Source organism: Atopobiaceae bacterium (assembly GCA_022483015.1).
Taxonomy (GTDB): domain Bacteria; phylum Actinomycetota; class Coriobacteriia; order Coriobacteriales; family Atopobiaceae; genus JALCUE01.
In genome coordinates, this window is record JAKVOB010000001.1 from 1,326,148 (window position 1) to 1,350,325 (window position 24,178).

General features: G+C 65.6%; 17 protein-coding genes. 13 read left to right on the forward strand and 4 right to left on the reverse strand.

What is annotated here, in order from left to right:
• Complete coding sequence (locus LKE50_05625) at window positions 1-1,053, reverse strand: type II secretion system F family protein (GenBank protein MCH3968086.1); 1,053 nt, start codon at window positions 1,051-1,053, stop codon at window positions 1-3.
• Window positions 1,054-1,109: 56 nt separating this feature from the next.
• Entirely contained in the window at window positions 1,110-2,054 is a 945-nt protein-coding gene (locus LKE50_05630) for a transglutaminase-like domain-containing protein (protein MCH3968087.1), read from the reverse strand.
• Window positions 2,055-2,311: 257 nt separating this feature from the next.
• Here LKE50_05630 and LKE50_05635 point away from each other — a divergent pair, with 257 nt between their 5' ends.
• Window positions 2,312-2,527: a type II toxin-antitoxin system RelB/DinJ family antitoxin gene (locus tag LKE50_05635; protein MCH3968088.1), complete on the forward strand. Its 216-nt coding sequence runs from the start codon at window positions 2,312-2,314 to the stop codon at window positions 2,525-2,527.
• Window positions 2,528-2,564: 37 nt separating this feature from the next.
• Here the strand turns inward: LKE50_05635 and nhaA are convergent, their stop codons facing one another.
• Complete coding sequence (gene nhaA, locus LKE50_05640; protein ID MCH3968089.1) at window positions 2,565-4,217, reverse strand: Na+/H+ antiporter NhaA; 1,653 nt, start codon at window positions 4,215-4,217, stop codon at window positions 2,565-2,567.
• A gap of 315 nt (window positions 4,218-4,532) precedes the next feature.
• Between nhaA and LKE50_05645 the strand changes: the two genes are divergently transcribed.
• The 9 genes from LKE50_05645 (at window position 4,533) to argH (ending at window position 17,290) form a co-directional block, all read left to right on the forward strand.
• Window positions 4,533-5,795, forward strand: coding sequence for an ammonium transporter (locus LKE50_05645; GenBank protein MCH3968090.1), 1,263 nt, complete (start codon window positions 4,533-4,535; stop codon window positions 5,793-5,795).
• Window positions 5,773-6,255: a P-II family nitrogen regulator gene (locus LKE50_05650; GenBank protein MCH3968091.1), complete on the forward strand. Its 483-nt coding sequence runs from the start codon at window positions 5,773-5,775 to the stop codon at window positions 6,253-6,255. Before LKE50_05645 ends, LKE50_05650 begins: the two co-directional genes overlap by 23 nt.
• Window positions 6,256-6,690: 435 nt before the next feature.
• Window positions 6,691-7,701 (forward strand): hypothetical protein, encoded by a 1,011-nt coding sequence (locus LKE50_05655; GenBank protein MCH3968092.1) that lies wholly within the window; start codon window positions 6,691-6,693, stop codon window positions 7,699-7,701.
• Window positions 7,702-7,758: 57 nt separating this feature from the next.
• Window positions 7,759-9,585, forward strand: a complete 1,827-nt coding sequence (locus LKE50_05660; protein MCH3968093.1) for a DUF6020 family protein — start codon at window positions 7,759-7,761, stop codon at window positions 9,583-9,585.
• Complete coding sequence (locus LKE50_05665; GenBank protein ID MCH3968094.1) at window positions 9,582-11,690, forward strand: hypothetical protein; 2,109 nt, start codon at window positions 9,582-9,584, stop codon at window positions 11,688-11,690. The genes LKE50_05660 and LKE50_05665 overlap by 4 nt, the downstream gene beginning before the upstream one ends.
• A gap of 83 nt (window positions 11,691-11,773) precedes the next feature.
• On the forward strand, window positions 11,774-13,666 hold the full coding sequence (locus LKE50_05670) for a glycosyltransferase family 2 protein (GenBank protein ID MCH3968095.1): 1,893 nt from the start codon (window positions 11,774-11,776) through the stop codon (window positions 13,664-13,666).
• 209 nt (window positions 13,667-13,875) lie between these two features.
• On the forward strand, window positions 13,876-14,310 hold the full coding sequence (locus LKE50_05675; GenBank protein ID MCH3968096.1) for an ArgR family transcriptional regulator: 435 nt from the start codon (window positions 13,876-13,878) through the stop codon (window positions 14,308-14,310).
• A 166-nt stretch (window positions 14,311-14,476) separates the two neighbouring features.
• Window positions 14,477-15,745, forward strand: coding sequence for an argininosuccinate synthase (locus tag LKE50_05680; protein MCH3968097.1), 1,269 nt, complete (start codon window positions 14,477-14,479; stop codon window positions 15,743-15,745).
• Window positions 15,746-15,853: 108 nt separating this feature from the next.
• Window positions 15,854-17,290 carry an argininosuccinate lyase gene (argH, locus tag LKE50_05685; GenBank protein MCH3968098.1) on the forward strand — a complete coding sequence of 479 codons (1,437 nt, stop codon included), beginning with the start codon at window positions 15,854-15,856 and terminating at the stop codon, window positions 17,288-17,290.
• A gap of 81 nt (window positions 17,291-17,371) precedes the next feature.
• Here the strand turns inward: argH and LKE50_05690 are convergent, their stop codons facing one another.
• Window positions 17,372-19,531: a PBP1A family penicillin-binding protein gene (locus tag LKE50_05690; GenBank protein MCH3968099.1), complete on the reverse strand. Its 2,160-nt coding sequence runs from the start codon at window positions 19,529-19,531 to the stop codon at window positions 17,372-17,374.
• A gap of 210 nt (window positions 19,532-19,741) precedes the next feature.
• Here LKE50_05690 and LKE50_05695 point away from each other — a divergent pair, with 210 nt between their 5' ends.
• The 3 genes from LKE50_05695 to LKE50_05705 are packed head-to-tail and all read left to right on the forward strand — an operon-like array spanning window position 19,742 to window position 24,161.
• Entirely contained in the window at window positions 19,742-21,373 is a 1,632-nt protein-coding gene (locus tag LKE50_05695) for a hypothetical protein (GenBank protein MCH3968100.1), read from the forward strand.
• Window positions 21,370-23,163 (forward strand): hypothetical protein, encoded by a 1,794-nt coding sequence (locus LKE50_05700; protein MCH3968101.1) that lies wholly within the window; start codon window positions 21,370-21,372, stop codon window positions 23,161-23,163. The genes LKE50_05695 and LKE50_05700 overlap by 4 nt, the downstream gene beginning before the upstream one ends.
• The gene (locus tag LKE50_05705; GenBank protein MCH3968102.1) at window positions 23,163-24,161 is read left to right on the forward strand and encodes a glycosyltransferase family 2 protein; all 999 of its coding nucleotides are present in this window, start codon (window positions 23,163-23,165) and stop codon (window positions 24,159-24,161) included. Before LKE50_05700 ends, LKE50_05705 begins: the two co-directional genes overlap by 1 nt.
• Window positions 24,162-24,178: the final 17 nt, after the last annotated feature.

Below are 24,178 nucleotides of genomic sequence, written 5' to 3' on the forward strand. Positions count from 1 at the left end.
CTATCCTATCGAACCCATGATGCCGATGAGCGGCAGCATGACGGATATGAGGGATGCGGCCACGGCCACCGTGAGGCAGGCCGCGAGGACCGGCTCGACCTTGTCGACGGCCTTGTCGATCTGGTTCACCGCGTCGCTGAAGAAGGTGTGTGACAGGCTGTCGAGGACAGCATCGAGGTCGCCCGACCGAGCGCCGAGCTTGACCATGCGGGCATACAGGGGCTCGAAGACGCGGGCCTCCGCGAGGGCCTGGGCGAGGCTGCGCGGGTTGTCGATGTCGATCATCGACGTGTGTGCCTTCTCTACGGAAGCACGCAGCTTGGGATGGGTCACGGTGGCCAGGGCCTTGGTGAGCGCGTCCTCGTCGGCCACGTTGGTGGCGACGTTGGTGGCGAGTGCCATGGTGAAGCGGCTGAGCGCCAGCTGGTAGAGGGCGTCTGCCGTGGGCGGGAAGCGTTCGAACATGCCGATGACCCGCTCGCGTCCGCGCTCTGAGCGGGTCATGAACGAGATGGCGAGTACGAAGATGGTGCATGCGAGGGTCACGCCGAAGGCGATCCAGCCAATCGTGATGGAGAGCTGGACCGAGCCGAACGACCCGCTCGTGAGGCTGCCTGACATGCTGTCGTAGGCGTTCACGAACACCGGGAGGATCCAGCCGACGGTGAAGGCGAGGATGACGCACATGATGCAGAGGAGCGCTGCCGGATAGTTGATGCTTGCCCGGATGCGCTGGAAGATCTTGTCCTCCTCGTCGTAGTAGGCCTCGAGGTCGCGCATGACGTTCTCAAGGCGGCCCGTGGCCTCGCCGATCTGCGTGAGGTCGCAGGCGAAGTCAGGGAAGGCCTTGCTCGCACGCATGGCTTCCGAGAGGTTCTTGCCTGCCGCGACGTCGCGGTACAGGTGGGCGCATATGCCCCCGAATCGGGTGTCCTCGCGGTCCTCGGCAAGCATGTGGCAGGCCTCGTCGGTCTGGACGCCTGCGGAGAGCATGATGGCGATGCTGCCACAGAATGCGCTGACACCGCTGCTTTCGAGCAAGGTAGCTGACATCTCGGTATCCTCGTCCCTCTCGTCGCGTACACGGCGTGAATTCCTCGGTACGTCCCTCAGTAGGTGAACCTGTCCGTATAGGTCTTGCCGTCGCCGACATAGCCGGTGTTGTCCTGCGCTGCCGCGAAGGTGAGGTCCACCCGCGACCACGTGCCATTCTCTATGGTTACCTCGGAGCTGGTCCAACTGCCATCAATGTATACCATTATCCATGCGTGGTAGATATTATTCGGCGAAACGTAGCCTGTGACCACCTTGCATGGTATGCCGAGGCTCCTCAGCATGGCCGCGCCCAGCGACGCGTAGTCGAAGCAGATGCCCTTGCCCGACGAGAGCGTCTCGTCGGGGTCAGGGATGTAGCCGGTGGAGTCTGCGAGCTGTGCGGCCTTGTCGGTGTCGTAGGTGACGTTCTGGGTGATGTAGTCGAACACGTCCCTCACCACGTCCCCCTCGTTCGTGGCGCCTTGCGTCACCTCGGCGGCCTTGGCCACGCAGGCGGAGTCGGCCGAGTAGTCGCAGTAGACGTTGGGCCGTAGGTAGGGCGCGAACTCCGAGGAGAGCGTGACGTCGGTCGTGGTCGCGTTGACCTCGACGTAGTTGTTGCCGCTCGTGTTGCGCATGACACGGAAGGTGTAGGTGCCGTCACCCATGTTGAGGGGGACCTCGATGGGGGTCCCATCCTGGGGAAGGTCGTAGTTGTAGGTCTCGTCACCCGAGGTCACGGTGAACTTGAGGCGGACCGTGCTGGTGGCGGAGGCTCCCACCACGCCATCGGCCACGCTCGAGACGTCGATGAGCGAGTCGTTGGCCGAGACGGCCCCGTCCGCCGAGAAGTCCGTCTCTGAGATGGAGGCAGGCTTGGTCCAGGTGGGGCCAGAGGTCTCCTCCTTGGTGGCGGAGGATCCGCAGGCGGCAAGGACGCATCCCACGCCTGCGACGATGAGTGCGAGGAGCATGAGGCGGAGCGCCCGTGGGGGAGCGTCGTGCCTGCGCCATTCCATGAGCGACCTCCCCTCGCGTCCCTGGGCGGGTGCGGGAGGTGGATTCCTCCCATCGGACCCATGGTAAGGGGTCCGCCTCCCCAGTAAGGCGTTCCTACCCGCTGATGGTGCCGCACACACGGGGAAGGGTACCGCTCGCGGTGGCGTCACCGCGGTTTTTGGTTCTCGGTCGAGTGCGCGTCGCCGCGTGCTATGCTCTGATGCGTCACGAGGGTATAACCAAAACATACCAAGTCATACCAGAAACGAAGCAGGACATGTCAGAGAAGATGACCCCGGTGGTCGCAAAGGTGCTCCCCTCCGAGAAGGAGCGCTTCTACGCCGCGACATCACAGATCGGCACCACACCCTCTAACGCCATTCGCATGTTCATCTCGGCCTTCAACAAGGCCGGTACCTTCCCGTTCGAGATGCTCCCGCCGGATGCGTGCGGTGCGTCGGCAGACGGAAGGGCCCCCGCACGCGAGGCGTGACGGAGGTCCCTGGGAGGTCGTTGACGTGCGAGAGCGGCTAGTGCTTCTCGGGTGCGGCAGGAGACGGTCCTGACCCGTCCTCGACCTTGGTGACGGCCGTGCCGCGACGGTGGCAGGCCACCAGTATGTAGACGCAGCCGACCACGGCCGAGGTGATGGTGCCGGCCAGGATCGCGCACTTGGCGGCCAAGATCTCCTCGGGGTCGGTGAAGGCGAGGCCCGAGATGAGGATCGACATCGTGAAGCCCATGCCGCCCATGAGGCCCACGCCCACGATCTGCTTCCAGTCGACGCCCTTGGGGAGCTTGGCGAAGCCCACGGCTACGAGCACGGCCGTCATCCCGATGATGCCGATGGGCTTGCCGAGGAACGCCCCGAGGTAGACGCCCCGCGTGACGGGGTCGGCAAGGAGGCCCCCGAGGTCCACACCCGCAAGGCAGACCTGCGCGTTCACGAAGGCGAATATGGGCAGTATCACGAAGTTCACCGGCACGGAGATGGCCCGCTCCACACGCTGGAGGGGCGGGGTCACATGGTGCATGACGCGTTCGACCCGTGCGGCGCCTTCGGTCACCTGGTGCTGCCCGAGGATGTGCATCTCGTCGTCATAGGCATCGTCCATCTCGTGGGCGCGCTCCGAGAGCCAGCGACGGAGGTTGCCTAGGTGGAGGTCTGACTGGACGGGGAGCGCGAAGGCCAGGATGACCCCGGCGAGCGTCGCATGGATTCCCGAGTTGAGCATGCAGGCCCAGAGCACGAGTCCCACCACGAGGTAGGCGCGGGCCTTGTAGACGCGGGCGTGGTTGAGGCCGAACAGCACGGCCGTGCAGGCCACCGAGGCCAGGACCCATGGCACGCTGGGCGACTGTCCATAGAAGAGTGCGAGCACGATGATCGCCAGCACGTCGTCGGCGATGGCCAACGTCGAGAAGAACACCTTGGTGGCAGGGGCCACATGGTCCCCTAGCAGGCTCATGACGCCGAGCGCGAAGGCGATGTCGGTGGCCATGGGGATGGCCCAGCCGCCGGCCGAGGTCCCCCCGATGTTGATGAGCGCATAGATGATGCAGGGTCCCATCACGCCGCCGACGGCCGCAAGGATGGGAAGCGCCGCCTGACGGGGGACGCGAAGCTGGCCCACGGTCATCTCATACTTGAGCTCGATGCCTACCAGCAGGAAGAAGATGGCCATGAGGAAGTCGTTCACGAAGTCCTCGAAGCTCAGCGAGAGGGTGAGCGGCCCCAGGACGATCCCCACGGGTTGCTCGATGACGGCGCGGACGGTCTCGTAGGCGGGGGAGTTCGCCACCACGATGGCGGCTATGGCTGCGATGACCATGGCCGCGGCGGCGATGGTCCCGTTCGAGGTGATGCGCTCGCGTGCGGTGCGCCGGGCGACGAGCCGCGCCGTCGCCGGCTCGGCGATGATGTGCGTGGGGACCTTGGCTGCCGTCGCCGCGGCGCTCACCGCGCTCGCGGTGGTGTTGGCGGGCGCACCCCCCGTGCCGATGGTGTCGGCGACCGTCATGTCCTTCTCGGCTGCCCGGGACCTGAGCTCGGCGACCTCGGCCTCGCGTGCGGCCAGCCTATGTTCGGCCCTGAGGGCCCGGTAGCGCTCCTCGGCCTCGCGCGCGGTCAGCGCATCCGTTCCGGATGTCTTGCTATCCATGTCCACGATGGCTGCTTCCATTGCCGTCTCCCTTCTCTCTGATGTCGCAGACCACTCTAGATGGGACATGAGAAGTCTTCGTTGAAGATGGCTTGCGTCGCGTTTACATTCAGTTTTCGTTTTGGTAAACAGGCCCATTGCGATTCAATCTCGAAACAATCGGGCGTGATGGTACGGGTCGACGGCGGGGATGGACGCGGCGAGCGTCGCCAAGTCAAGCCCTTGTCGGCAACCGGATGGATCCACGTGGCACCCGGCTTGTCGTCGCCGCGATCGGGGTCGTGTCCGATACACGGGCCTCGTGCACCAAGAGGAGGAAAGAGAGAGGGGAAGCATATGTATAGCTCTGCTGACGTCACCTGGACGCTCATCGCGGCATTCCTGGTGTTCTTCATGCAGGCCGGCTTCGCGTTGTGCGAGGCCGGACTCACCCGTGCCAAGAACACGGGCAACATCCTGATGAAGAACCTCATGGACTTCTGCATCGGCACACCCTGCTACTGGCTCGTGGGATTCGGCATCATGTTCGGGGGCACGTCCTCGCTGATCGGTGCCTTCGACCCCTTCATCCTGGGCGACTACTCGAGCGTGACGCCGCTGCCCACGCTCGTCTATGTCCTGTTCCAGACGGTGTTCTGCGCCACCGCGGCCACCATCGTCTCGGGGTCCATGGCCGAACGCACCAACTTCAAGGCCTACCTGCTCTACTCGGCTGCGATCTCGCTGGTGGTCTATCCCATCTCGGGCCACTGGATCTGGGGTGGCGGATGGCTCTCTGAGCTCGGCTTCCATGACTTCGCCGGCTCGACCTGCGTCCACTTCGTCGGCGGCATCACGGCTTGCCTGGGCGCCTACCTGCTTGGGCCCCGTATCGGCAAGTATGACAAGGAGGGCCACCCCCGCGCCATCCTCGGTCACAACATGACCTCCATGGCCCTGGGTGTCTTCATCCTCTGGTTCGCATGGTTCGGCTTCAACGGTGGCTCCACGGTCTCCATGACCGGCGACGACACCATGGTCTCGGCTGGCCTCATCTGCTTCAACACCAACCTGGCTGCCGCACTTGCCGCGCTTGCGGCCCTGCTCACCACCTGGATCCGCTACGGCAAGCCTGACGTGTCGCTGACCTTCAACGCCGTGCTCGCCGGACTTGTGGCCATCACTGCAGGCTGCGATGCGGTCGATCCGTTCGGTGCGGCTGCCATCGGCATCATCGCCGGTGTCCTGTGCACCTTCTCGGTCGAGTTCTTCGACAAGGTCGTCAAGATCGACGACCCTGTGGGTGCCGTCTCGGTGCACTGCGTCAACGGTGCCTGGGGCACCATCGCCACCGGCCTGTTCGCGACCGAGAATGGTCTGTTCTATACCGGTGACCCATCGTTCCTCGGCGTGCAGTGCCTGGGTGTCGTCTCTGTCGCCGCCTACGTGCTCGTCGTGATGTTCATCGTCTTCAAGGTCATCGACAAGACGGTCGGCCTGCGTGTCTCCGCACAGGTTGAGATCGAGGGCCTCGACATCCATGAGCACGGTCTGCCGAGCGCCTATGCGGGCTTTGCCATCACTGACAACACCTACGTTGACTGTCGACCTCCCCAATGAGGGCGTCGACCTCGGTGAGGCCGACATCGCCAAGGCAAGCGCGGCACAGGTCGCGGCCTCGGTGCCGGTGAGCCAGTCCGCGAGCGTCCTGCCCACGGGCGCCGCTGCCATCCATCACGTGGCGATCGTCGCGCAGGAGTCCAAGTTCGAGGCGCTCAAGTGCGCGCTCAACGACCTTGGCTGCACGGGCATGACCCTGACGCAGGTCATGGGTTGCGGCGAGCAGAAGGGTGCCCCCGAGACCTATCGTGGCGTCCCTGTCGAGGCGACGCTCCTGCCCAAGATCAAGGTCGACGTGGTCGTGGCCAAGGTCCCGGTCGACAGCGTGATCGAGACTGCCAAGAAGGTCCTCTACACCGGGCATATCGGTGACGGCAAGATCTTCGTCTATGATGTCGCGCACGTGGTCAAGGTCCGTACTGGCGAGGAGGATTACGCCGCGCTCCAGGACGAGGCGTAAGCTCCTGGCGCGCAAACAGGTGACTCAGCTTCCCCTGTGACCCGTTCGTGCAAGAAAGGCGCTGGGGCCGGCCATGGCATGGCCGGCCCCAGCGCCTCTTTCATGGGATGAATCCCGGGCGTTGCGACTTCGGGCCCCGATTCCCGTGGAGGGGGTGGCACAGAATCGAAGAAAGACATCGTTCGTCTGGGACACTGCCGGCAGCGGCGGCGACCTTCGCATGACGGCAGGCAATCTACCTGGCATCGCAAAATATCAAATAGTCATATAACATGTGATGCCTCTTCGCAACGATGGCTAAGTTCGATTATGTGCCATCGCCTCATGTCGCATCCTTACAAGGGCCCCCGGCCGTCCATGCCCGACACGGGTCTGCTCGCCGATTCGTCCTGGCTCGCAGCCGGTACGTGAGCCTGTCATAGGTATCCTCTTGCCATGAGAATCTGCCTCTCACATGACACTGCCCTTGAGGTCCTTCGGATGCCTGGCGCTGCCGAGTGCCTGTCTGCTGCCGAGGTCCGCTCTGGCTCGTTGACAGGGTGTACGGCGAACGCGCGCGAGATCGGGTCCTCGGCGCTCATGGGGGAGCCCTGTGGCCTCCAGGTCTCCCTGACCACGGATCCCATCCTCGCACTCTCGCGTCTGCCCCTGCCCATTCACGTCGTGGTGCCCGAGAGGGCGAGGCGCCGCTACTCGGATGGGGTCGTCTGCCACGTCTGCCAGGGTGCCATTCCCTCCGGGGGTCTCGTCGAGCTCATGCCCAGGGTGTTCGTGACATCCCCCGCGCTCACCTTCCTGCAGGTGGCGCCCACCCTCTCGGTGACGCGTGCTGCTAGGCTGGCCTTCGAGCCGGCTGGCACATATGCGTTGGGCGCCTCGACCCAGGATCGCGACTGCCTCTATGGCCAGACGCCCCTCTCGTGCGTGGCGGACCTCCGTTCGACCGTGGGGTCGCTCCCGGCAGGAACCCGTGGCCGCTCCCATGCGCTTCGCGCCCTCCGGTTCGCCTTGGACGGCGCGGCGTCGCCCCGCGAGGCTGACCTGGTGCTCCTGCTCTGTCTCCCGCACTCCCTCGGTGGTCATGGCCTGCCCTTCCCCGAGCTGAACCATCGCATCGACCTCGACCCGAGGGCACGCTCCATCGCCCGTAGGTCGTATTGCGTGGCCGACCTGTTCTGGGAGGAGGCAGGCATCGATGTCGAATACCACGGGGCCGATTTCCATACGGGACTCTCGAGGCTCGAGTCGGACACGGGGCGTCAGGCGGCGCTCGAGAGCATGGGCATCAAGGTCATAGGCGTCTCGAACGCCCAGCTCGAGGACCCCTCTGCCCTCGATGGAATCGCCAGCATGCTCGCGCAGCGCCTGTGCCTTCGGCTCAGGGGGACGCGGTATGACCTGGATGAGCGTCGACGTCGCCTTCGCTGGGACCTCCTAGGCGTGTAGGCCTGTCCGACGGTATACTCTGATGCGGTATGCCAGAGGTGGGATGGGGGAGCCGGAGTGGCCGAGAAGAACGTGCGGGGCGCGCGGGTGCGCCGCCTCTTCATGATTCACCCCGACGTCTGGGCAATCGTGGCGGCGGCCATCCTGGGGCTCTCATGGTCGGCGGGAGCCACCTATGAGGCCTCGGTCGAGGCGGGGTCGCCAGGAATCACGGATGCGCTTCCTGTGGTGCTTGCGGGTCTGCTCATCGCTGTTCCTGCGTACTTCCTCATCGCACTTCTCTTCCACTGGCTCGACGTCCGCGAGGTGCACATCGCCAACAGGGAGTCTGCGCGAGGTGTGTCATGGGGCACGCGCCATGTGGACCCCGAGAGGGGCCTCGGCGTCGTCCCCGCCCCGTTCCCACCGGCCCGGGCGGTGCTGACCGGTGCGCTTGTGCTACTCGTCCTGTGGATCCCCTACCTCGTGATTCGTTTTCCGGGCAACCTCGACCAGGACACCCTCTGGCAGCTGCTCGAGCACGCGGGCTACGCCACGGCCTCTGACCATCATCCATGGTTCGACACGATGGTCATCGGACTCTTCTGGGACCTAGGCGACCTGCTGGGGTCGCATCTCTGGTCGCTCCTTCTCTGCGCCATCTCCCAGATGGTCCTCACCGCGCTGTCCATGGGCGTCATGCTGTGGTACATCCGCGATGTCATCGGAGCCCCGCGGGGCTTCGTGCGCGGTTGCACGTTGTTCCTGGGCCTGCTGCCGTTCGTGCCCCTGACCTTGCTCACGATGGGCAAGGACTCGCTCTTCGGCTGGACGTATGTGCTGTTCTTCGTGGCCGTGGTCGAGTGTGCCCGCACGCGTGGCGCTGCCCTCCGCAGTCGCAGGTTCCTCGTGTCCGTGATCGTGGTGACCCTGCTCACCATGCTCACCAAGAAGACGAGTCTGCTGGTGGACGTGGGCACGCTGCTCGTGGTCGCACTCTGGTGCAAGGGGTCGCGCGCCCGCGTGCTCGCCTGGGCCGCAGTCCCGGTCATCCTCTATCTGGTGTGGTCGAACCTCCTGCTGGGCGCCATGGGGGTGGCCAAAGGCGACCTCCGGGACGTCATGTCCATTCCGTCGCAGCAGGTGGCGACCGTCGTGGCCGAGCATGGTGACGAGCTCTCCGACGCCGACCTCACGACCATCGAGAAGTGCTGGGGTGACCCCTCCGCGTTTGCCACGGCGCTTGTGCCCACGCGCGCCGACGCCACCAAGAACTGCTGGAAGGACGATGCCTCCATGTCCGACAAGGCGGCAGGCATCTCCCTCTGGCTCAGTCTGGGCCTCCGCTATCCCGGCTCGTACGCGAACGCCCTCCTCGGTCTGACCTGTCAGGTCTGGGCCCCCGTGGTGCAGTGGCCGGTCGTCGATGACACCTCGGCCGAGACGGGCCTGTATGTGATCGACAACGTGCCCGGGGACGTCTCGGGCTATCAGGAGTACTTCGACAGCTCCTGGTGGCTGCCGCGTCTCACGGCGGACGAGGTCTCCTCGCTCATGGGCGGGGCCACGCACCCTGCCTTCGCCGAGACGCTCTCGGCTGGGTTCGACACCGTCTACAACGCGTTCCTCTCGGTGTTCCCGCAGGCGTTCTCGAAGGCCCCGTATGCGCTCTGGGCACCGCTCATCGTGATGGCCTGGTGCCTCAGGCGTAGGCGCTGGGGCCTGGCCGCCGCGCTCATGGCCTCGGTCCTCACCCTGGCCTCTATCATCGTGTCACCTCTCGCGCTGCCGCGCTACCTGGTGCCAGCGGTCTTCACCGCGCCCCTCGTCCTCGGTCTCGTGTTCACCACGGGGGCCGACACCGACGAGCGTGCCCTGGTCCATGTCGACGAGGAACTCGCATGATGGGCTCCGACGACCTCCGTCGCCTCCTCAAGGCCGTGGCCGTCGCGATCGTCGTGGCCGTGGCCCTCGAGCTCACGCTCTTCAACATCAACCATTGGCGTTCGCTTGCGGCGGGCGCAGGCACGGAGGTCACGCTCGAGGCGTCCGCGGCCTCCCTCTCCTCGGCGGACGACACGCTCACCTTCGATGGCATCGACCAGGCGGTCTCGACCGTCACGGTGACCTTCGGTGCCGACCAGCCCCAGGACACGGCAGTGAGCGCCACCTATTCCATCACCGACGACGGCACCTCGGCGGCCTATGTGCTGCCGGTCACGGAGCTGCTCCCCTCGAACGAGCGGAGCCTCACCTCGGTGATCGACCCCTATGGCGACCTCCGCTCGCTCACCATATCCATCAAGGCCGACTCCTACCCGGTGCACATCGCCTCCGTGATCCTGAACCGGCCTGTGCCCCTCTCGGTCGATCCCCTCCGCATGCTCGTGGTGGCGCTCGTCATCGTGGGCGTCTGGCTGCTCCGACCCCATGGTCTGCTCGCCCGCACGTCGGCAGCCGCCGCTCCTGCCCGCCGCATCCGCATCGCCGTGCTCGTCTGCGCGCTCGTCGTGATAGGGGCGACCACCAACTACGGCTCGGATGACCAGAATCGCCCCTGGTACTGGGCCTACGCTCAGGACGAGTACACAGAGCTCGCGCACTCCCTCACGCAAGGCAGGCTCTACCTCGACGAGGAGCCGCCGGACTGGTTGGTCCAGATGGAGGACCCCTACGACCCGGCCGCCCGCACGCAGGCGGAGGCCCAGACCGGCATCTCGTTCAAGCATGACGCCGCCTATCATGACGGCCACTACTACGTCTACTTCGGCGTGGTCCCCGAGGTCGTGCTCTTCCTGCCGTTCTGCGTGCTGACGGGGCTCGACCTGCCCAACTCGGCGGCCGTGGGGCTTGCCGTGCTCGCCTTCGCGGGCGCCGTGTGGACGCTCCTCTCGCAGCTGGTGCGCACGCGCTTCACGCATGCGAGCCTGCAGACGTTCGTCCTCGTGTTCCTAGGGGTGCTGGCGTGCTCGGGCATCGTCTATTCCTGTGGGAGGCCCTGCTTCTACAACATCCCCGTGACCTGTGGGCTCGCCTTCGCGATGTGGGGTCTCGTCGCCTGGCACCATGCGGTGACGGCCGAGAGGCACAAGGGTGCCTTCTATGCCCTTGGTGCCCTGCTCATGGCCCTCGTGGCGGGTTGTCGACCCCAGGTCCTCGTGGTGGGGCTCCTGGCCTTGCCGCTCCTGTGGCGGGCCGTGCGCCGCGAGGCCGGGACCCCTGGCGGGGGAGGGGGTCGGCTGGCCGCTGCGTCTGCCCCTGATGCCGCTTCCATCGAGGCTCCGCCTTGCGTCGCGGACACCATCAAGGTCTCGTCCGGTCGCGTCTGGCTCGTGCGGGTGGCGCAGCTCGGCATCCCGGTCGTGGTCGTGGTCGGTGCGCTCCTCTGGTACAACGTGGCCCGGTTCGGCTCGCCCCTCGACTTCGGGAGCGCCTACAACCTTGCCGACGATAACCTGACGCTGCGGGGCCATGACGTGATCCGCGCCCTCGAAGGTGCCTTCTACCTGCTCTTCCAGCCGTCCGTGATCACATCGACCTTCCCGTTCCTGCAGGCGCAGGCGGTGTCGGCGACCTATGGGGGACTCACGATCTCGGAGCCCGTCCTCGGCGGCATCGTGGCCACGGCACCCTTCGCGCTCGTGGCACCCGTCCTGCTCCTCGAGCGCCGCTGCCCCCGCCGAGAGGCGCTCCTCGCCGGGGCCCTCGTGGTCCTTGCCGTCGTGGTCTGCCTCTTCGACGTGGAGGGCGCGGGCATACTCACGCGCTATGTGCAGGACTTCGGGGTGCTGCTCGGTCTGGCGTCGGCACTCATGGTGCTGGCTCGTGGCGAGGGCGCGGCCCCGTCGCGGCTCTTCGGCCTGGGGCTCCTGCTGGTCGTCGTGGCCTGCCTGGCCATGGTGGTCCTTGCGCGGTGCGGCATGATGACCGACGCCGCCGGTGCCGAGGGCGCGCGGGTAGACGACTGGCTCTGGGAGCGCATCCGCCTGGCCTTCATGTTCTGGGCGTGAGCCTCACCGGAGTACCTTTCCGCGCTGGTATAATTCGACTCGTTTTCAGACGCCTGTCATGACGGGTCATCCAAAGGAGACCTATGTCTCGTTTCAAGCTCGCCAACGTCCTGCTCGAGGACACCTCCCAGTTCCATGAGGCTCCTCTGCTGTACTGCCGCTCGGCTGCCTCGGTGGTCTATCTGCCGGACGCAGGGGAGTGGCTCCTCCGCGGACCTGGCGAGTTCGACTTCACCACCTTCTTCAATGCCCTCTCGGTCCGGAAGTGGGAGACCTATACGGTGGCCTCGGACTTCCATCTCCACCTCGAGCTCAGGGGTGATGCCTGCACCGTGTGCCAGACGACTGCCGACTCCCTGAGCCACTATTCCGAGAAGGTCGCAGGCTCGTCCGTGGACCTTGGACCCTCTGACGTCTGGCAGGAGCTTGACCTCGACATCATGGTCGACGACCTCGACGTCCTCGAGGGGTTCGCCATCGATAGCGAGGGTGGCGTCTCGATCCGTAACGGTTACTACTGGGCTGACGTGGCACCCGAGGACGTGCGTCCCGTGGAACTGGCACTCGCGACCACGACCTTCAGGAAGGAGGGGTTCATCACCAGGAACATCTCCCTGGTGAGCGAGAAGATCCTCGGGTCATCCGAGCCCGTCTCCGATCACTTCCACATGCACGTGGTCGACAACGGTCGCACCTTGGACCAGGCGTCCCTCGAGGTCCCCGGCATCTCCATCCATCCCAATGACAACGTGGGCGGTTCCGGTGGCTTCGCACGCGGCATGATCTGTGCCATGGAGCAGGAGCCCAAGGCCACGCACGTGCTTCTCATGGATGACGACGTGGAGGTCTCCCCGGAGAGCATCATCCGCACGTACAACCTCCTCGCAATCGTCAACGATGGCTACGCCGAGGCCTTCGTGAGCGGTGCCATGATGAGCTATGACGAGCCGGACCTGTTCTGTGAGGACCTCGGCTACATGACGCCCCAGGGCGTCTACCGTCCCGTCAAGCCCTCGGGCCATATGGGATACCTCCACGATTACCTCCAGGTCGAGTCCCATGCCATCTCTGCCGACGACCCCGTGGTCCAGTCCCAGGCCTACGCCTCCTGGTGGTATTGCTGCATCCCCATCGCGACCATCGAGCGCGAGGGGCTCCCGCTGCCCCTCTTCGTCCGTTCCGACGACATGGAATACAGCCTTCGCTGCAAGCCTAGGTTCATCACCATGGGTGGCATCTGCATCTGGCATATGGCCTTCCGGATGCGCTACAACGCGGCCGTCGAGCGCTACCAGTGCATGCGGAATGGGCTCATCGCCCAGTCGACGACCGGTGCTGCCCCGCTCAGCGACTTCCTCGTCGAGCTGGAGCACAACGTCCGCATCGAGCTCATGAAGTTCGACTATGCCGATGCGGCGCTCGTGCTCGATGCCTTCGAGGACTACATGAGGGGTCCTGGCTACTTCTCCGCGAAGGGAGTGGGCGAGAGCCGCTTCATGGATGCGAACAGCAACAAGGAGCAGCTCGTCCCCTTGGCTGACCTCGATGTCCCCGAGGGGGTCGACCTCGCCTTTCTCACCTCGGACAGGATTGAGGGGGACGTGCCCTTTGAGGGAGACAGGGGAAACTACCTCTTCCGGCGCCGCTTCATGCGGATCTTCCGGGAGACGCTCAACGGCCAGCTCGGGAACATGGCCGCGAACGATGCGGGGCCCGTCATCATCGAGGCTGCGGGCTGGTCGTACCTCAGGGGCAAGATCTGTGGCTCCACCACCATCGTCGCGGTCGACGCTCCGACCAAGAGGGGAGTCGTGAGGCACAAGGACCCCGAGCGCTGTCGGGAGGTCTGGGACCGCTTCCGGAGCGACCTCGAACGCTACGACCGCGACAAGGACAGGATCCGTGCCGAGTATGCGGCGGCCAGGGCCAGACTCACCTCGGTGGCCTTCTGGAAGGGGTACCTGGGCATCGACTAGGTGGTGCCTGGCTTACTCGAGGCAGGCTGCCATGCGGGTCCCATCTGGGTGGCATGGCCTGACTCGTGTTACCAACTCGCTACCGATTCTATGCCGACGCTTGACAGGACTTCCTGCCACGCCTAGGTTTGATGCACGGCAAATCCGGTTTGATGCCATTTCATGCATCATGGTTCACGTGATCCCTCTACGGGAAAGGGCGGCATTCGTTGGTGAAGAGGCGCAACAGCCGCCAGGAGGCTATCCGCAGGATCGTCCGTGACAAGTCCATACGCACCCAGCGCGCCCTCGTCGTCGAGCTCGAGGATGCTGGGTTCTCGTGCACCCAGGCCACGGTCTCACGTGACATCTCCGACATGGGACTCCGCAAGCTCCCCGAGGGAGTCTACGTGCTTGCCGAGGACCTGCATCTCCAGCGGATGATCTCCGACCTCGTGTGCGACGTCAACCGTGCCGACAACCTCATCCTCGTGAAGGCCCAGCCAGGTACTGCCCCAGGCATTGCCGCCGCAATAGATGCGGCTGATCTTCCCCAGGTCGTCGGCTCAATCGCCGGCAACGACACCATCATGGTGGTCGCGGCGGATGGTCAGGGGGGAACTGCGATAGAGGCCCTCATCAACAAGCTTCGTTGCGTCCGATGATGGCGGCCGCCTGGTGATCCTGCCGGGCGTCCGCGCCTTCGGATTCTTCCCGCCTGGTCCTTTGTCCGGGCGGTCCCGCGCATGCGGGAGATAGACACGACGGACGGCATGTCCATCGCGTAGTCCATGACGTGGGCCAAGGCCCACACAGACGAAGGGATTCACCATGAGCGAGCAAGCCATCACCGGAACCGACTACAAGGGCAAGGTCGTCCTGGCCTACTCTGGCGGCGTCGACACGTCCGTCATCATCCCGTACCTCAAGCATCACGGCTACGACGTCATCGCCTGCCTGGGCAGCCTCGGCCAGCCCGGCTCGTCCGACATGGACGGCCTCGTCCAGAAGGCCGCCGACATGGGTGCCGTCTCGGCCCATGCCATCGACATGCGCGACGAGTTCTGCGAGGGCCCCTGCGTCGAGGCCATCAAGGCGAACGGCCTCTACGAGAACCAGTACCCGCTGCTCTCCGCCCTCTCCCGTCCGGTCATCTGCAAGAACCTGGTGGACATCGCCCACAAGGAGGGCGCCGTCGCCATCGCCCATGGCTGCACCGGCAAGGGCAACGACCAGGTCCGCTTCGAGTTCGAGTGCAAGGCGCTCGACCCCACGCTCGACGTCCTGGGCCCCGTCCGCACCTGGGAGTTCACGACGCGTCAGTCCGAGATCGACTACTGCGCCGAGCACGGCATCCAGATCGACGTGACCAAGTCCTCCCCCTATTCCATCGACGAGAACTGCTGGGGCCGTGCCATCGAGTGTGGCGTCCTCGAGAACCCCTGGAACGAGCCGCCCGTTGACGCCTGGGTCATGACGGCCGAGCAGGAGGACGCACCTGACAAGCGTACCGACGTCGTCATCTCGTTCGAGGCCGGCAAGCCCGTGGCCATCGACGGCGAGAGGATGACCATGCTCCAGATCATCCTCAAGATGAACGAGGTCGCCGGTGGCAACGGCTACGGCCGCCTCGACATGATCGAGGACCGGCTCGTGGGCCTCAAGAGCCGCGAGTGCTACGAGCAGCCCGCCGCCCTCTCGCTCATCAAGGCCCACAAGGCCCTCGAGATGCTGTGCCTGCCTGGCGACCTCCTTGCCGAGAAGCTCAAGCTCGAGCACGACTGGGCCAAGCAGGTCTACACCGGCCTGTACTTCTCGCCGCTCAAGGATGCCTGCGACGCCTTCTTCGACAAGACGCAGGAGACCGTCACCGGTGACGTGCGCCTGCGCTTCTACAAGGGCTGCTGCCGCGTCTCGGGCGTCCGCTCCGAGAACGCGCTCTACGACTTCGGCCTCGCCACCTATGACGAGGGCGACACCTTCGACCGCTCCACGGCCAAGGGCTTCATGGACCTCTATGGCCTGCCCAACACGGTCTGGTCACGCCGCGAGCATGGCATTCTCGATACCGCCATGCCTGAGTCGAGCTATACCGAGTAGGGCCGAGGGCGCCGCGCGGCGCCTCTGCGCTACCATGTAACGGACGCGGGCTCGGCGGCCATGTGCCGTCGGGCCCTTCTCCATTCAGCCGATTCCGTGAGGAGAGCCATGAGCGAGCAGGACGAGAAGAACCCCACGACCGAGCCCAAGCCCCTCTGGGGAGGGCGCTTCTCGGAGGCCCCCTCGGGCGAGCTCGAGCGGTTCGGTGCCTCGCTGACCTTCGACAAGCGCCTCTGGCGTGAGGACATCGCGGGGTCCAAGGCGCATGCCGCCATGCTCGCGAGGCAGGGGGTCATCTCGCAGGAGGACGCGGACGCCATCCGTGGCGGCCTCGACGACATCGCGGCCCAGATCGAGGCCGGCACCTTCACCTTCGACGTCGACCGTGACGAGGACATCCACATGGCCATCGAGCGCGTCCTGACCGAGCGGATAGGCGCTGCTGGCGGCAGACTCCATACCGGTCGGTCGCGCAACGACCAGAGCGCGCTCGACCTGCACCTGGGATGCAAGCGTTTCGCGGGCGAGCTCACGGTCGCCCTCGTCGACCTCGAGGGTGCCCTGCTCGAGCGTGCCGAGGACGAGATGGGCACCATCATGCCGGGCTACACCCACATGCAGCCGGCACAGCCCGTGCTCCTCTCGCATCACCTGCTGGCCTATGTCTGGATGTTCTCGCGTGACGTCACCCGGATGCACGCAGCCGCCGATGCCGCCGACGAGTCGCCCCTGGGTGCCGCCGCACTCGCCGGTACCACCTACCCCCTCGACCGCGCCTCGGTCGCGTCCGACCTCGGCCTGGCGCGCGTGTCGCCCAACTCGATGGACGCGGTCTCGAACCGTGACTATGTCGCGGACCTCATCTATGCCTGTTCCGTGGCACAGATGCACCTGTCGCGCCTCTGCGAGGAGCTCGTGCTCTGGAGCTCGGCCGAGTTCGGCTTCGTCGAGATGGACGATGCCCACTCCACGGGGTCGTCCATCATGCCGCAGAAGAAGAACCCGGACTTCGCCGAGCTGGTACGTGGCAAGTCCGGTCGCGTGCTCGGTGACCTGGTGAGCCTGCTCACCACGCTGAAGGGGCTTCCCCTCACCTATGACAAGGACCTCCAGGAGGACAAGGAACCCGTCTTCGACGCGGTGGACACCCTGCTGGGCTCGCTCCACGCCGTCACAGGGATGGTCTCGACGCTGCGCTTCGACGAGGAACGCATGAGGGCGGCCTCGCACGAGGGGTACATGGCTGCCACCGACCTCGCTGACTACCTCGTGGGCAAGGGCCTACCCTTCAGGCAGGCGCATGCCGTGGTGGGCCGCATCGTGGGAGATTGCGTGCGCGAGCATGTCACGCTCCAGGAGCTCACCGCGGACGAGCTCCGGAGCTACTCGCCGCTCTTCGGTGACGACGCCCCGGAGGCCGTGGACATCGAGCGGGTCGTCGCGCGCCGATGCACCTACGGCGGGACAGGACACGATGCGGTGGCGGCACAGCTCGGCGAGGCCAAGGCCATGGTCTCACGGCAGCGGGAGTCCTGCGAGGCCTAACCATCCGATCCTACGAGAAGGGCCGCGCGCCTGCCGAGGTTGCTGGCAGGCGCGCGGCCCTTCACCGTCATGATGGCCCATCTACTCCTGGGCGTTCGCGTCCGTCGCTGCCGCTGGGCTTTGGGCGGTGGGACTCGTCGCCGTAGGGCTTGCGGCGGCCTGGCTCGCAGCTGCCGGGCTCGCCGACTGCGTCGACGTGGTCGTGGCAGAGGAGCTCGACGAGGACGAGCTGCTACTGCTTGATGATGATGACGACGAGCTGCTCGAGGAGTTCTTCGATGATGACGAGGAGCTGCTGCTCGATGACCCTGAGCTCCCTCCCGAGAAGGACCACTCCGAGCTGCTCTTGTATGTGGGCGTGGCCGCGGTGGGGAACTCCTCGCGGGCCGTGCCTGAGAGGGTCGCGTTGATGTAGCGCATGAAGATGGGTACGGCCGTCTGGTAGGGGTGCCCGTTCGACCCGTTGATCGTGATGGTGTCCTCCTCGGTGTAGCCGCACCAGACGGCAACGGCGATCTGCGGCGTATACCCGCAGAACCAGAGGTCACGATAGTCCTCGGTCGTGCCGGTCTTGCCAGCGCAGGGCTGGTCGACCTTCAGGGAGACGGTGGAGCTCGCGGCTGTGCCCGAGGTGACGACCCCCTCGAGGACGTCGGTCACGGCAGCGGCCACCGAGGAGTCGATCGCCTGGGTGGGCTCGTCGGTGTGCTCATAGACGACGTTGCCGTTCCGGTCCTCGATCTTGGTGACGGCCACCGCGTCGCGCTGGACCCCTCCGGAGGCGAGCGTCGCATAGGCCTCGGCCATCTGGATGGGGGGCACGCCAACCGTGCCGAGCGTGATGGACGGATAGCTCGGCAGGTCGACGCTGATGCCCATGGCCTTTGCGGTGCTGACGATGCTGTCCGCCCCGATGGCCTCGGCGACCTGTGCATAGCCGGTGTTGCTTGACACCTCGGTCGCGCGTCTCAACGTGATGGTGCCGTAGCTCGTGTTGCCGTAGTTCTGCACCTTCCATGAGGAGGTGATCTGCTGGGGTGAGTTGCAGTTGAGGTAGATGTTGGGGTTCATGCCCTGCGAGATGGCCGCGGTGAGCGTGAAGGCCTTGAAGCTCGAACCTGGCTGTCTTCGCGCCTGTGTCGCGAGGTTGAACTGGTTGGTGCTGTAGTCCTTGCCACCCACCATGGCCTTGATGTAGCCCGTGGATGGGTCGATGGCGACGAGCGCGGCGTCGAGTCGGTCGTTGCCGAGGCTGTCGAGCTGGGTCGTGACGGCGTCCTCGGCGGCTGCCTGGCAGTCGGGGTCTATCGTCGTATAGACCTTGAGGCCGCCCTGGAAGACCGTGTCGTTGGAGAAGTCCTCCTGGAGGATGGTCTTCACGTAGTCGGTGAAGTAGGGGTAGGTCCCTTGGCTGCTCATGACGGACGAGCCGAGGTTCAAGGTGATGGGCTCGGCTTGGGCCTCGTCATGTTCCTCCTGGGTGATGTCGCCTGCCGAGAGCATGCGGTCGAGGACCGTGTTCCTCCTCTGCAGGCAGAGGTCGTAGTTGACCGTGGGGTCATAGGTGGATGGCGAGTTGGGGATGCCGATCAGGGTGGCGGCCTCGGCAAGCGTGAGGTCGCTCGCGCTCTTGTTGAAGTAGGTGATGCTCGCGGCCTCGATGCCGTAGGCGGAGTGGCCATAGTAGATGGTGTTGAGGTACATCATCAGGATCTGGTCCTTGGAGTAGGTCTTCTCCATCTGGATGGCGATGTAGGCCTCCCGGACCTTGCGCTTGAGGGTCTGGTCGAACTGCTCGTCCTTGAGGACGGTGTTCCTCACCAGCTGTTGGGTGATCGTGGAGGCGCCCTCCGACCCACCGGTGATCTGTACCACGACGGCGCGCAGGATGCCCTGGATGTCGACCCCGTTGTGCTGGTAGAAACGCACGTCCTCGGTGTCGACGGTGCCCTTGAGCACATAACTCGAGACCTGGTCCTCCGTGACGGACTTTCGGTTCTCGAGGTAGAACTCGGCGATGGTGTTGCCCTTGGCGTCATAGACCTCCGTGGGCTCGGCCACCAGGTAGGCATCGGCCGACGAGTAGTCGGGGAGGTCCTGGAGCCAGGAGTCGACGAGGCTCCCCATCGAGAACGCAAGGGCGATGATGCCAAGCACGATGAACCCGACCACGCCCGCGGCGCCGAATCCTATGATGTGGGTCTTCGCGTGCCGGTGCGCGCGACGGTTCCTGATGCTCATGGGGCCTCCTTGAGAGTCCCGACCATTATTGACCAAACGGCCCGGCCGGGGAGGCCGGGATTGCGTCTGGGGCCCATTTGGGACAAGTGCGTACGCCACGTTCACAACCCTTGCAGTCTTGCGGTCCTTCTCGGGTGCGCGTCATTCGTGCCCTACACTGGTTGTATGGTGGTCCGAGAGGACCGATGCGAGTCGAGGGGGAGCAGGCATATGGCGCTGAGCCAGACGAGGGAATCGGCTGAAAGGACCGTGAGGCGGCGCAGGTGGGAGCCCATGACCATGGTGGCCGTCGGCTCGGTCGCCGCACTCGTGGTCACGCTGGTGCCCCTGCTGGTCATCTCGGCCTATAACCACTCATATGCGGATGACTGGCACTATGGCGTATGGGCCCACCTCTCCCTCCAGGAGACGGGCGGCAACATCCTCGTCGCCATCGGGGTCGCGGCGGAGCAGGTCGGCAAGGCATGGATGGAGTGGCAGGGCACCTACTCGGCGATCTTCCTCATGGCACTCGAACCCAGCGTCTTCGGCGAGCAGTGGTATGTCCTGGCCGCCCCGATCGTCATCGGCTGCCTGGTCGCAGGGACGTTCTACTTCGCGCGCGTCCTCCTGGTCGACTATCTGCATGCCCCCCGGAGCATCTGGGTCTCGGTCTCGTGTGCCATCCTGGTGGTCACGCTCCTGCTCCAGCCCAGCCCGGTCGAGGGCCTCTACTGGTTTAACTCGGCCGTCTATTACACCGTCTACCATGCGGCCCTCCTCGTCCTCATCGGCGTGCTCCTGAAGGTCGTGCACCCGGCGCGCCAGGGGCGCTGCCGCGGGCTGGATGCATGGGCCTGCGTGCTTGCCGTCTTCATCGCCGGTGGCAACTTCGTGGACGCCCTCGTGGCCCTCGAGTTCGGGGTGGCCCTGCTCGCTTGGCTGCTCCATATGCGCAGCCGTAGGTCCGTCGACGTGTTCCCGGCGTTTGCCGGCCTCGTGCTCGGGGTGACGGTCTCGATGGTGGCGCCGGGCAACTCGGTCCGCCAGCAGACGCAGTTCCCTGATGCGGGCGCGGGCGTCGTCGACACCATCGTCAAGTCCTTCTGGGCGGCGTTCACCTATCTCTCCGAGTGGACCCAGGCGCTCGTGGTCCTTGCCGCGCTCTTCGTGCTGCCGCTCGCCGTGCGGGCCGTCTCGGGTCGTGCGGCCTCTGGCCTGCGCTACCCACTCCCGGGCCTGGTGAGCGTCGTCTCCCTCGCGGTCCTCGGCACGAGCTTCACGCCCACGTTCTGGTCGATGGGGACGGTGGGGCCGGGGCGTGTCCAGAACGCGCGGTTCGACCTCTTCGTCATCCTCGTGATGGTCAACCTCTTCTGGTGGTGCGGGTGGGTGGTCCGTCATAGGCGCGAGCTCGCGGAGGGCCCCGTCATGGTCGTCTGCCCGCCGCCTGTCCCGCGTGCCGATGCCTGCGTCCTCTCGGCCAGGAATGCCGCTCGGGCCTGCGGGCTCGTGGCGCTCGTCTTCGTGCTCGTGGTGTGCGCCCTCTCCACCGACGAGAAGTCTGGCGAGACCCTCACGTCCGTCTCGGCGGCCCGCTCCCTCATGAGCGGTCAGGCCGTCGAGTATGACCGGCAGGTCACGGCTCGCCTCGACCAGCTCCAGACCGCCTCCGAGGCGGAGGACGCGGCTGACGCCGAGGTGGACGTGACGTTCTACACCGATGCGCCGAAGGTCCTCTTCATGGGCGACGTGCGTGACAACATGGGCAACTACATAAACTACCGGCTCGCGCAATGGTACGGCCTGAAGTCGGTCATAGGGGTCCATGCCACCGCGACGGCCACGGGCTCCTCCTCGTGAGGGCATCCCTGAGGTCGCTCGGTCGAGTCGGCGACGTCCTTGCGCAGGTGCTGCTCTGCGTCCTGCTCATGATCGCCGGCTTCCTGGTGGTGCTTTCGGCCACGACCACCGTCTGGCTCCTCGAGAGCACGGATGGTCAGCTCACGCAGAACATGGGCATCTTCACCGTGGCCTCTCCCTCGAGCTGGCTCCTCCTGCTTGGGGGGATCGCCGGGCTCGTCTGCGTGTTCGGCCTGCTGCGCCTGGTCTGGTGTGGCTCGTCGCTGCTCGACGGCCGCGCCGCTGTGGCAGTCGTGCTGGTGGTGGCCCTTGGCCTGCAGGTCCTGTGGGTCTGCCTGGTCCGCACGGGGTTCTGTGACTGGGGAGACGTCTGGATGGTCTCGGCCTTCGCCAAGCGGGCGGCGAGCGACGGGCTCGCTTCGCTCGACACGGGCGTCTGGCGTGACATCCTCCATGACCCGCGTCTGTACTTCGGGTGCTACCCCTTCCAGTGCGGCCTCTTCTATTACTACCTCTGGGCGTTCCAGACCTTCGGGGAGGCCTGGCATCTCGTCATGCAGCTCCTGAACATCGTGGCCAACGAGGTCTCGGCACTCGCGCTCATAGGCCTGGGCCGCGTGCTCGTGTCCGACGTGCGCGCGCGGCGGCTCCTGCTGGCGCTGGTGGCGCTGTGCCTTCCCCTCTGGTGGCTGTGTGCCTTCGTCTACGGTAACGCCATCGGGATGGCCTTCGGCCTCGTGTTCCTCCTGATGCAGGCCCTGGCGCTCAAGGCACGGGGGACCAGGCGCATCGCATGGGCCTCGGCCTCGGTGGCCCCGCTCTGCGTCTGCCTCGTCTTCAAGTCGACGTTCGTGCTCTTCGGGATCGGGGCGCTCATATGCTGGGTCGTGGCTGCCGTGCGGGAGCATGGTCTTGGCGCCGTGGGTGGTCTCGCCTGCAGCATCGCCGTCCTTCTCGTCGCTGATGCGGTGTCGGGACTTCCCGCCGCCGCCTTCACGGCCGACACGGGCATCGACACCTCGAACGGCATGACGACCCTCAACCATCTCGAGCTCGGCCTACGCGACGACATGCACGAGTTCACGACCACCTATGACGACGGGGTGGCCACGGTGAGCCCAGGAGGGTGGAGCTCGCACGCCAACGACGTGTGGGAGGCCACGGGCGGGGACGCGGATGCGCAGGATGCCACGGCGAGCGAATGCCTCTCTGACGATGCCGCGCGTCTCACCTCGAGCCCCTCGTACTTCGCCTGGTTCTTCTGGAGCAAGCTGGCAAGCCTCTGGAGCGAGCCTACCTACCAGTCGCTCTACTACTCGTCCATGTGCGAGCATCCGGAGGGCGGCCGCTTCAATCCGGTGGACACCTCGGCCCCCCTGGGCGTGCTCTGCGAGGGTTCGACCTTCGTGCTCGACGGATGGCAGCTCCTGGTCTATGCGGGGGCCCTCGTCTGCCTCCTGGGGATGTGGCGGGGGCTTCGTTCGGCGCGCGCTGTCGAGCGCCAGGAGGGCGAGCCTGCGGCCGGCCTTGCCCGCGATGGGGCCGGGCCTCGTGCGGCACTCGCGGCCCTTCCCAGCGAGCAACTGCTCCTTCCCTCCTGCTTCTTCACCGGGTTCGGCTGCTACCTGCTCTGGGAGGCCAAGAGCGTCTATGCGTTCCCGTTCGTGCTGGTCCTGCTCCCTCTGGCGGCGATGGGGCTGGCCTCGGTCATGGGCCGCCTCGATGGGCGCGACCGGTCGGCCGGTTGGGTATCATGGGTCCGCGGACATCTCTCGAGGAGGGCAAGCTGATGGAAACCATGAAACGGGATGCGACCGATGCTGGCAGGTCTGACGCCCCCGTGCTCTATGTGGTCGTCCCTTGCTATGACGAGGAGGAGGTCCTTCCCGAGACCGCGCGGCGCCTCTCCGAGAAGGTCCATGCGCTCGAGGGGGCCGGGAAGGTCTCGCCCCGGAGCCGCGTCCTCTTCGTCGACGACGGCTCCAAGGACGCCACCTGGCGCCTCATCACCGGCTTCCACGACGACCCCGCCAACGGACAGCTCTTCTCGGGCATCTCGTTCGCCCACAACAGGGGACACCAGAATGCCCTCTACGCCGGTCTCATGTGCGCCCTCGAGCGCGGCTGCGATGCCGCCGTATCGCTCGATGCCGACCTCCAGGACGACGTCGACGCCATCGACGGCATGGTGGACGAGCACCTTGCGGGCGCGGACATCGTCTACGGCGTGAGGAACAACCGGGACACCGACACCGGCTTCAAGCGCCGCACCGCAGAGATGTTCTATGGGCTCATGCGCTGGCTCGGTGCGGAGACCGTCTCGGACTCGGCCGACTACCGTCTCATGGATGCGCGTGCCCTCGAGGCGCTCTCGCAGTACGGCGAGGTCAACCTGTTTCTGCGCGGCATCGTGCCCTCGCTCGGCTTCCGGACCGCCAAGGTCTACTACCGACGCGGTGCGCGCTTCGCGGGGGAGTCCAAGTATCCGCTCTCCAAGATGGTCGCCTTTGCCGTCGAGGGCATCACGTCCTTCTCGATCAAACCCATCCGCATGGTCACGGCACTGGGGGCCATCGCGGTGGGCATCTCCATCCTGGTCCTCATATACGCCCTCGTGAGCATGGTGATGGGCCATGTCGTCTCGGGCTGGACGAGCCTCATCGTCTCGGTCTGGCTCGTGGGCGGCCTTGTCATGCTCTCGCTCGGCGTGGTCGGCGAGTACGTGGGGCGGATCTATCTGGAGTGCAAGCATCGCCCGCGCTATATCGTCGCGGAGGAGCTCGACTGATGCCTCACGGCATGTGA

Bases quoted from the DNA above. Each gene is read 5' to 3' on its own strand.
- LKE50_05665 (MCH3968094.1), top strand. From the start codon at position 9,582: ATGATGGGCTCCGACGACCTCCGTCGCCTCCTCAAGGCCGTGGCCGTC.
- LKE50_05655 (MCH3968092.1), top strand. From the start codon at position 6,691: ATGAGAATCTGCCTCTCACATGACACTGCCCTTGAGGTCCTTCGGATG.
- LKE50_05690 (MCH3968099.1), bottom strand. From the start codon at position 19,531: ATGAGCATCAGGAACCGTCGCGCGCACCGGCACGCGAAGACCCACATC.
- nhaA (MCH3968089.1), bottom strand. From the start codon at position 4,217: ATGGAAGCAGCCATCGTGGACATGGATAGCAAGACATCCGGAACGGAT.
- LKE50_05695 (MCH3968100.1), top strand. From the start codon at position 19,742: ATGGCGCTGAGCCAGACGAGGGAATCGGCTGAAAGGACCGTGAGGCGG.
- LKE50_05630 (MCH3968087.1), bottom strand. From the start codon at position 2,054: ATGGAATGGCGCAGGCACGACGCTCCCCCACGGGCGCTCCGCCTCATG.
- LKE50_05645 (MCH3968090.1), top strand. From the start codon at position 4,533: ATGTATAGCTCTGCTGACGTCACCTGGACGCTCATCGCGGCATTCCTG.
- argH (MCH3968098.1), top strand. From the start codon at position 15,854: ATGAGCGAGCAGGACGAGAAGAACCCCACGACCGAGCCCAAGCCCCTC.
- LKE50_05625 (MCH3968086.1), bottom strand. From the start codon at position 1,053: ATGTCAGCTACCTTGCTCGAAAGCAGCGGTGTCAGCGCATTCTGTGGC.
- LKE50_05670 (MCH3968095.1), top strand. From the start codon at position 11,774: ATGTCTCGTTTCAAGCTCGCCAACGTCCTGCTCGAGGACACCTCCCAG.
- LKE50_05635 (MCH3968088.1), top strand. From the start codon at position 2,312: ATGTCAGAGAAGATGACCCCGGTGGTCGCAAAGGTGCTCCCCTCCGAG.
- LKE50_05705 (MCH3968102.1), top strand. From the start codon at position 23,163: ATGGAAACCATGAAACGGGATGCGACCGATGCTGGCAGGTCTGACGCC.
- LKE50_05680 (MCH3968097.1), top strand. From the start codon at position 14,477: ATGAGCGAGCAAGCCATCACCGGAACCGACTACAAGGGCAAGGTCGTC.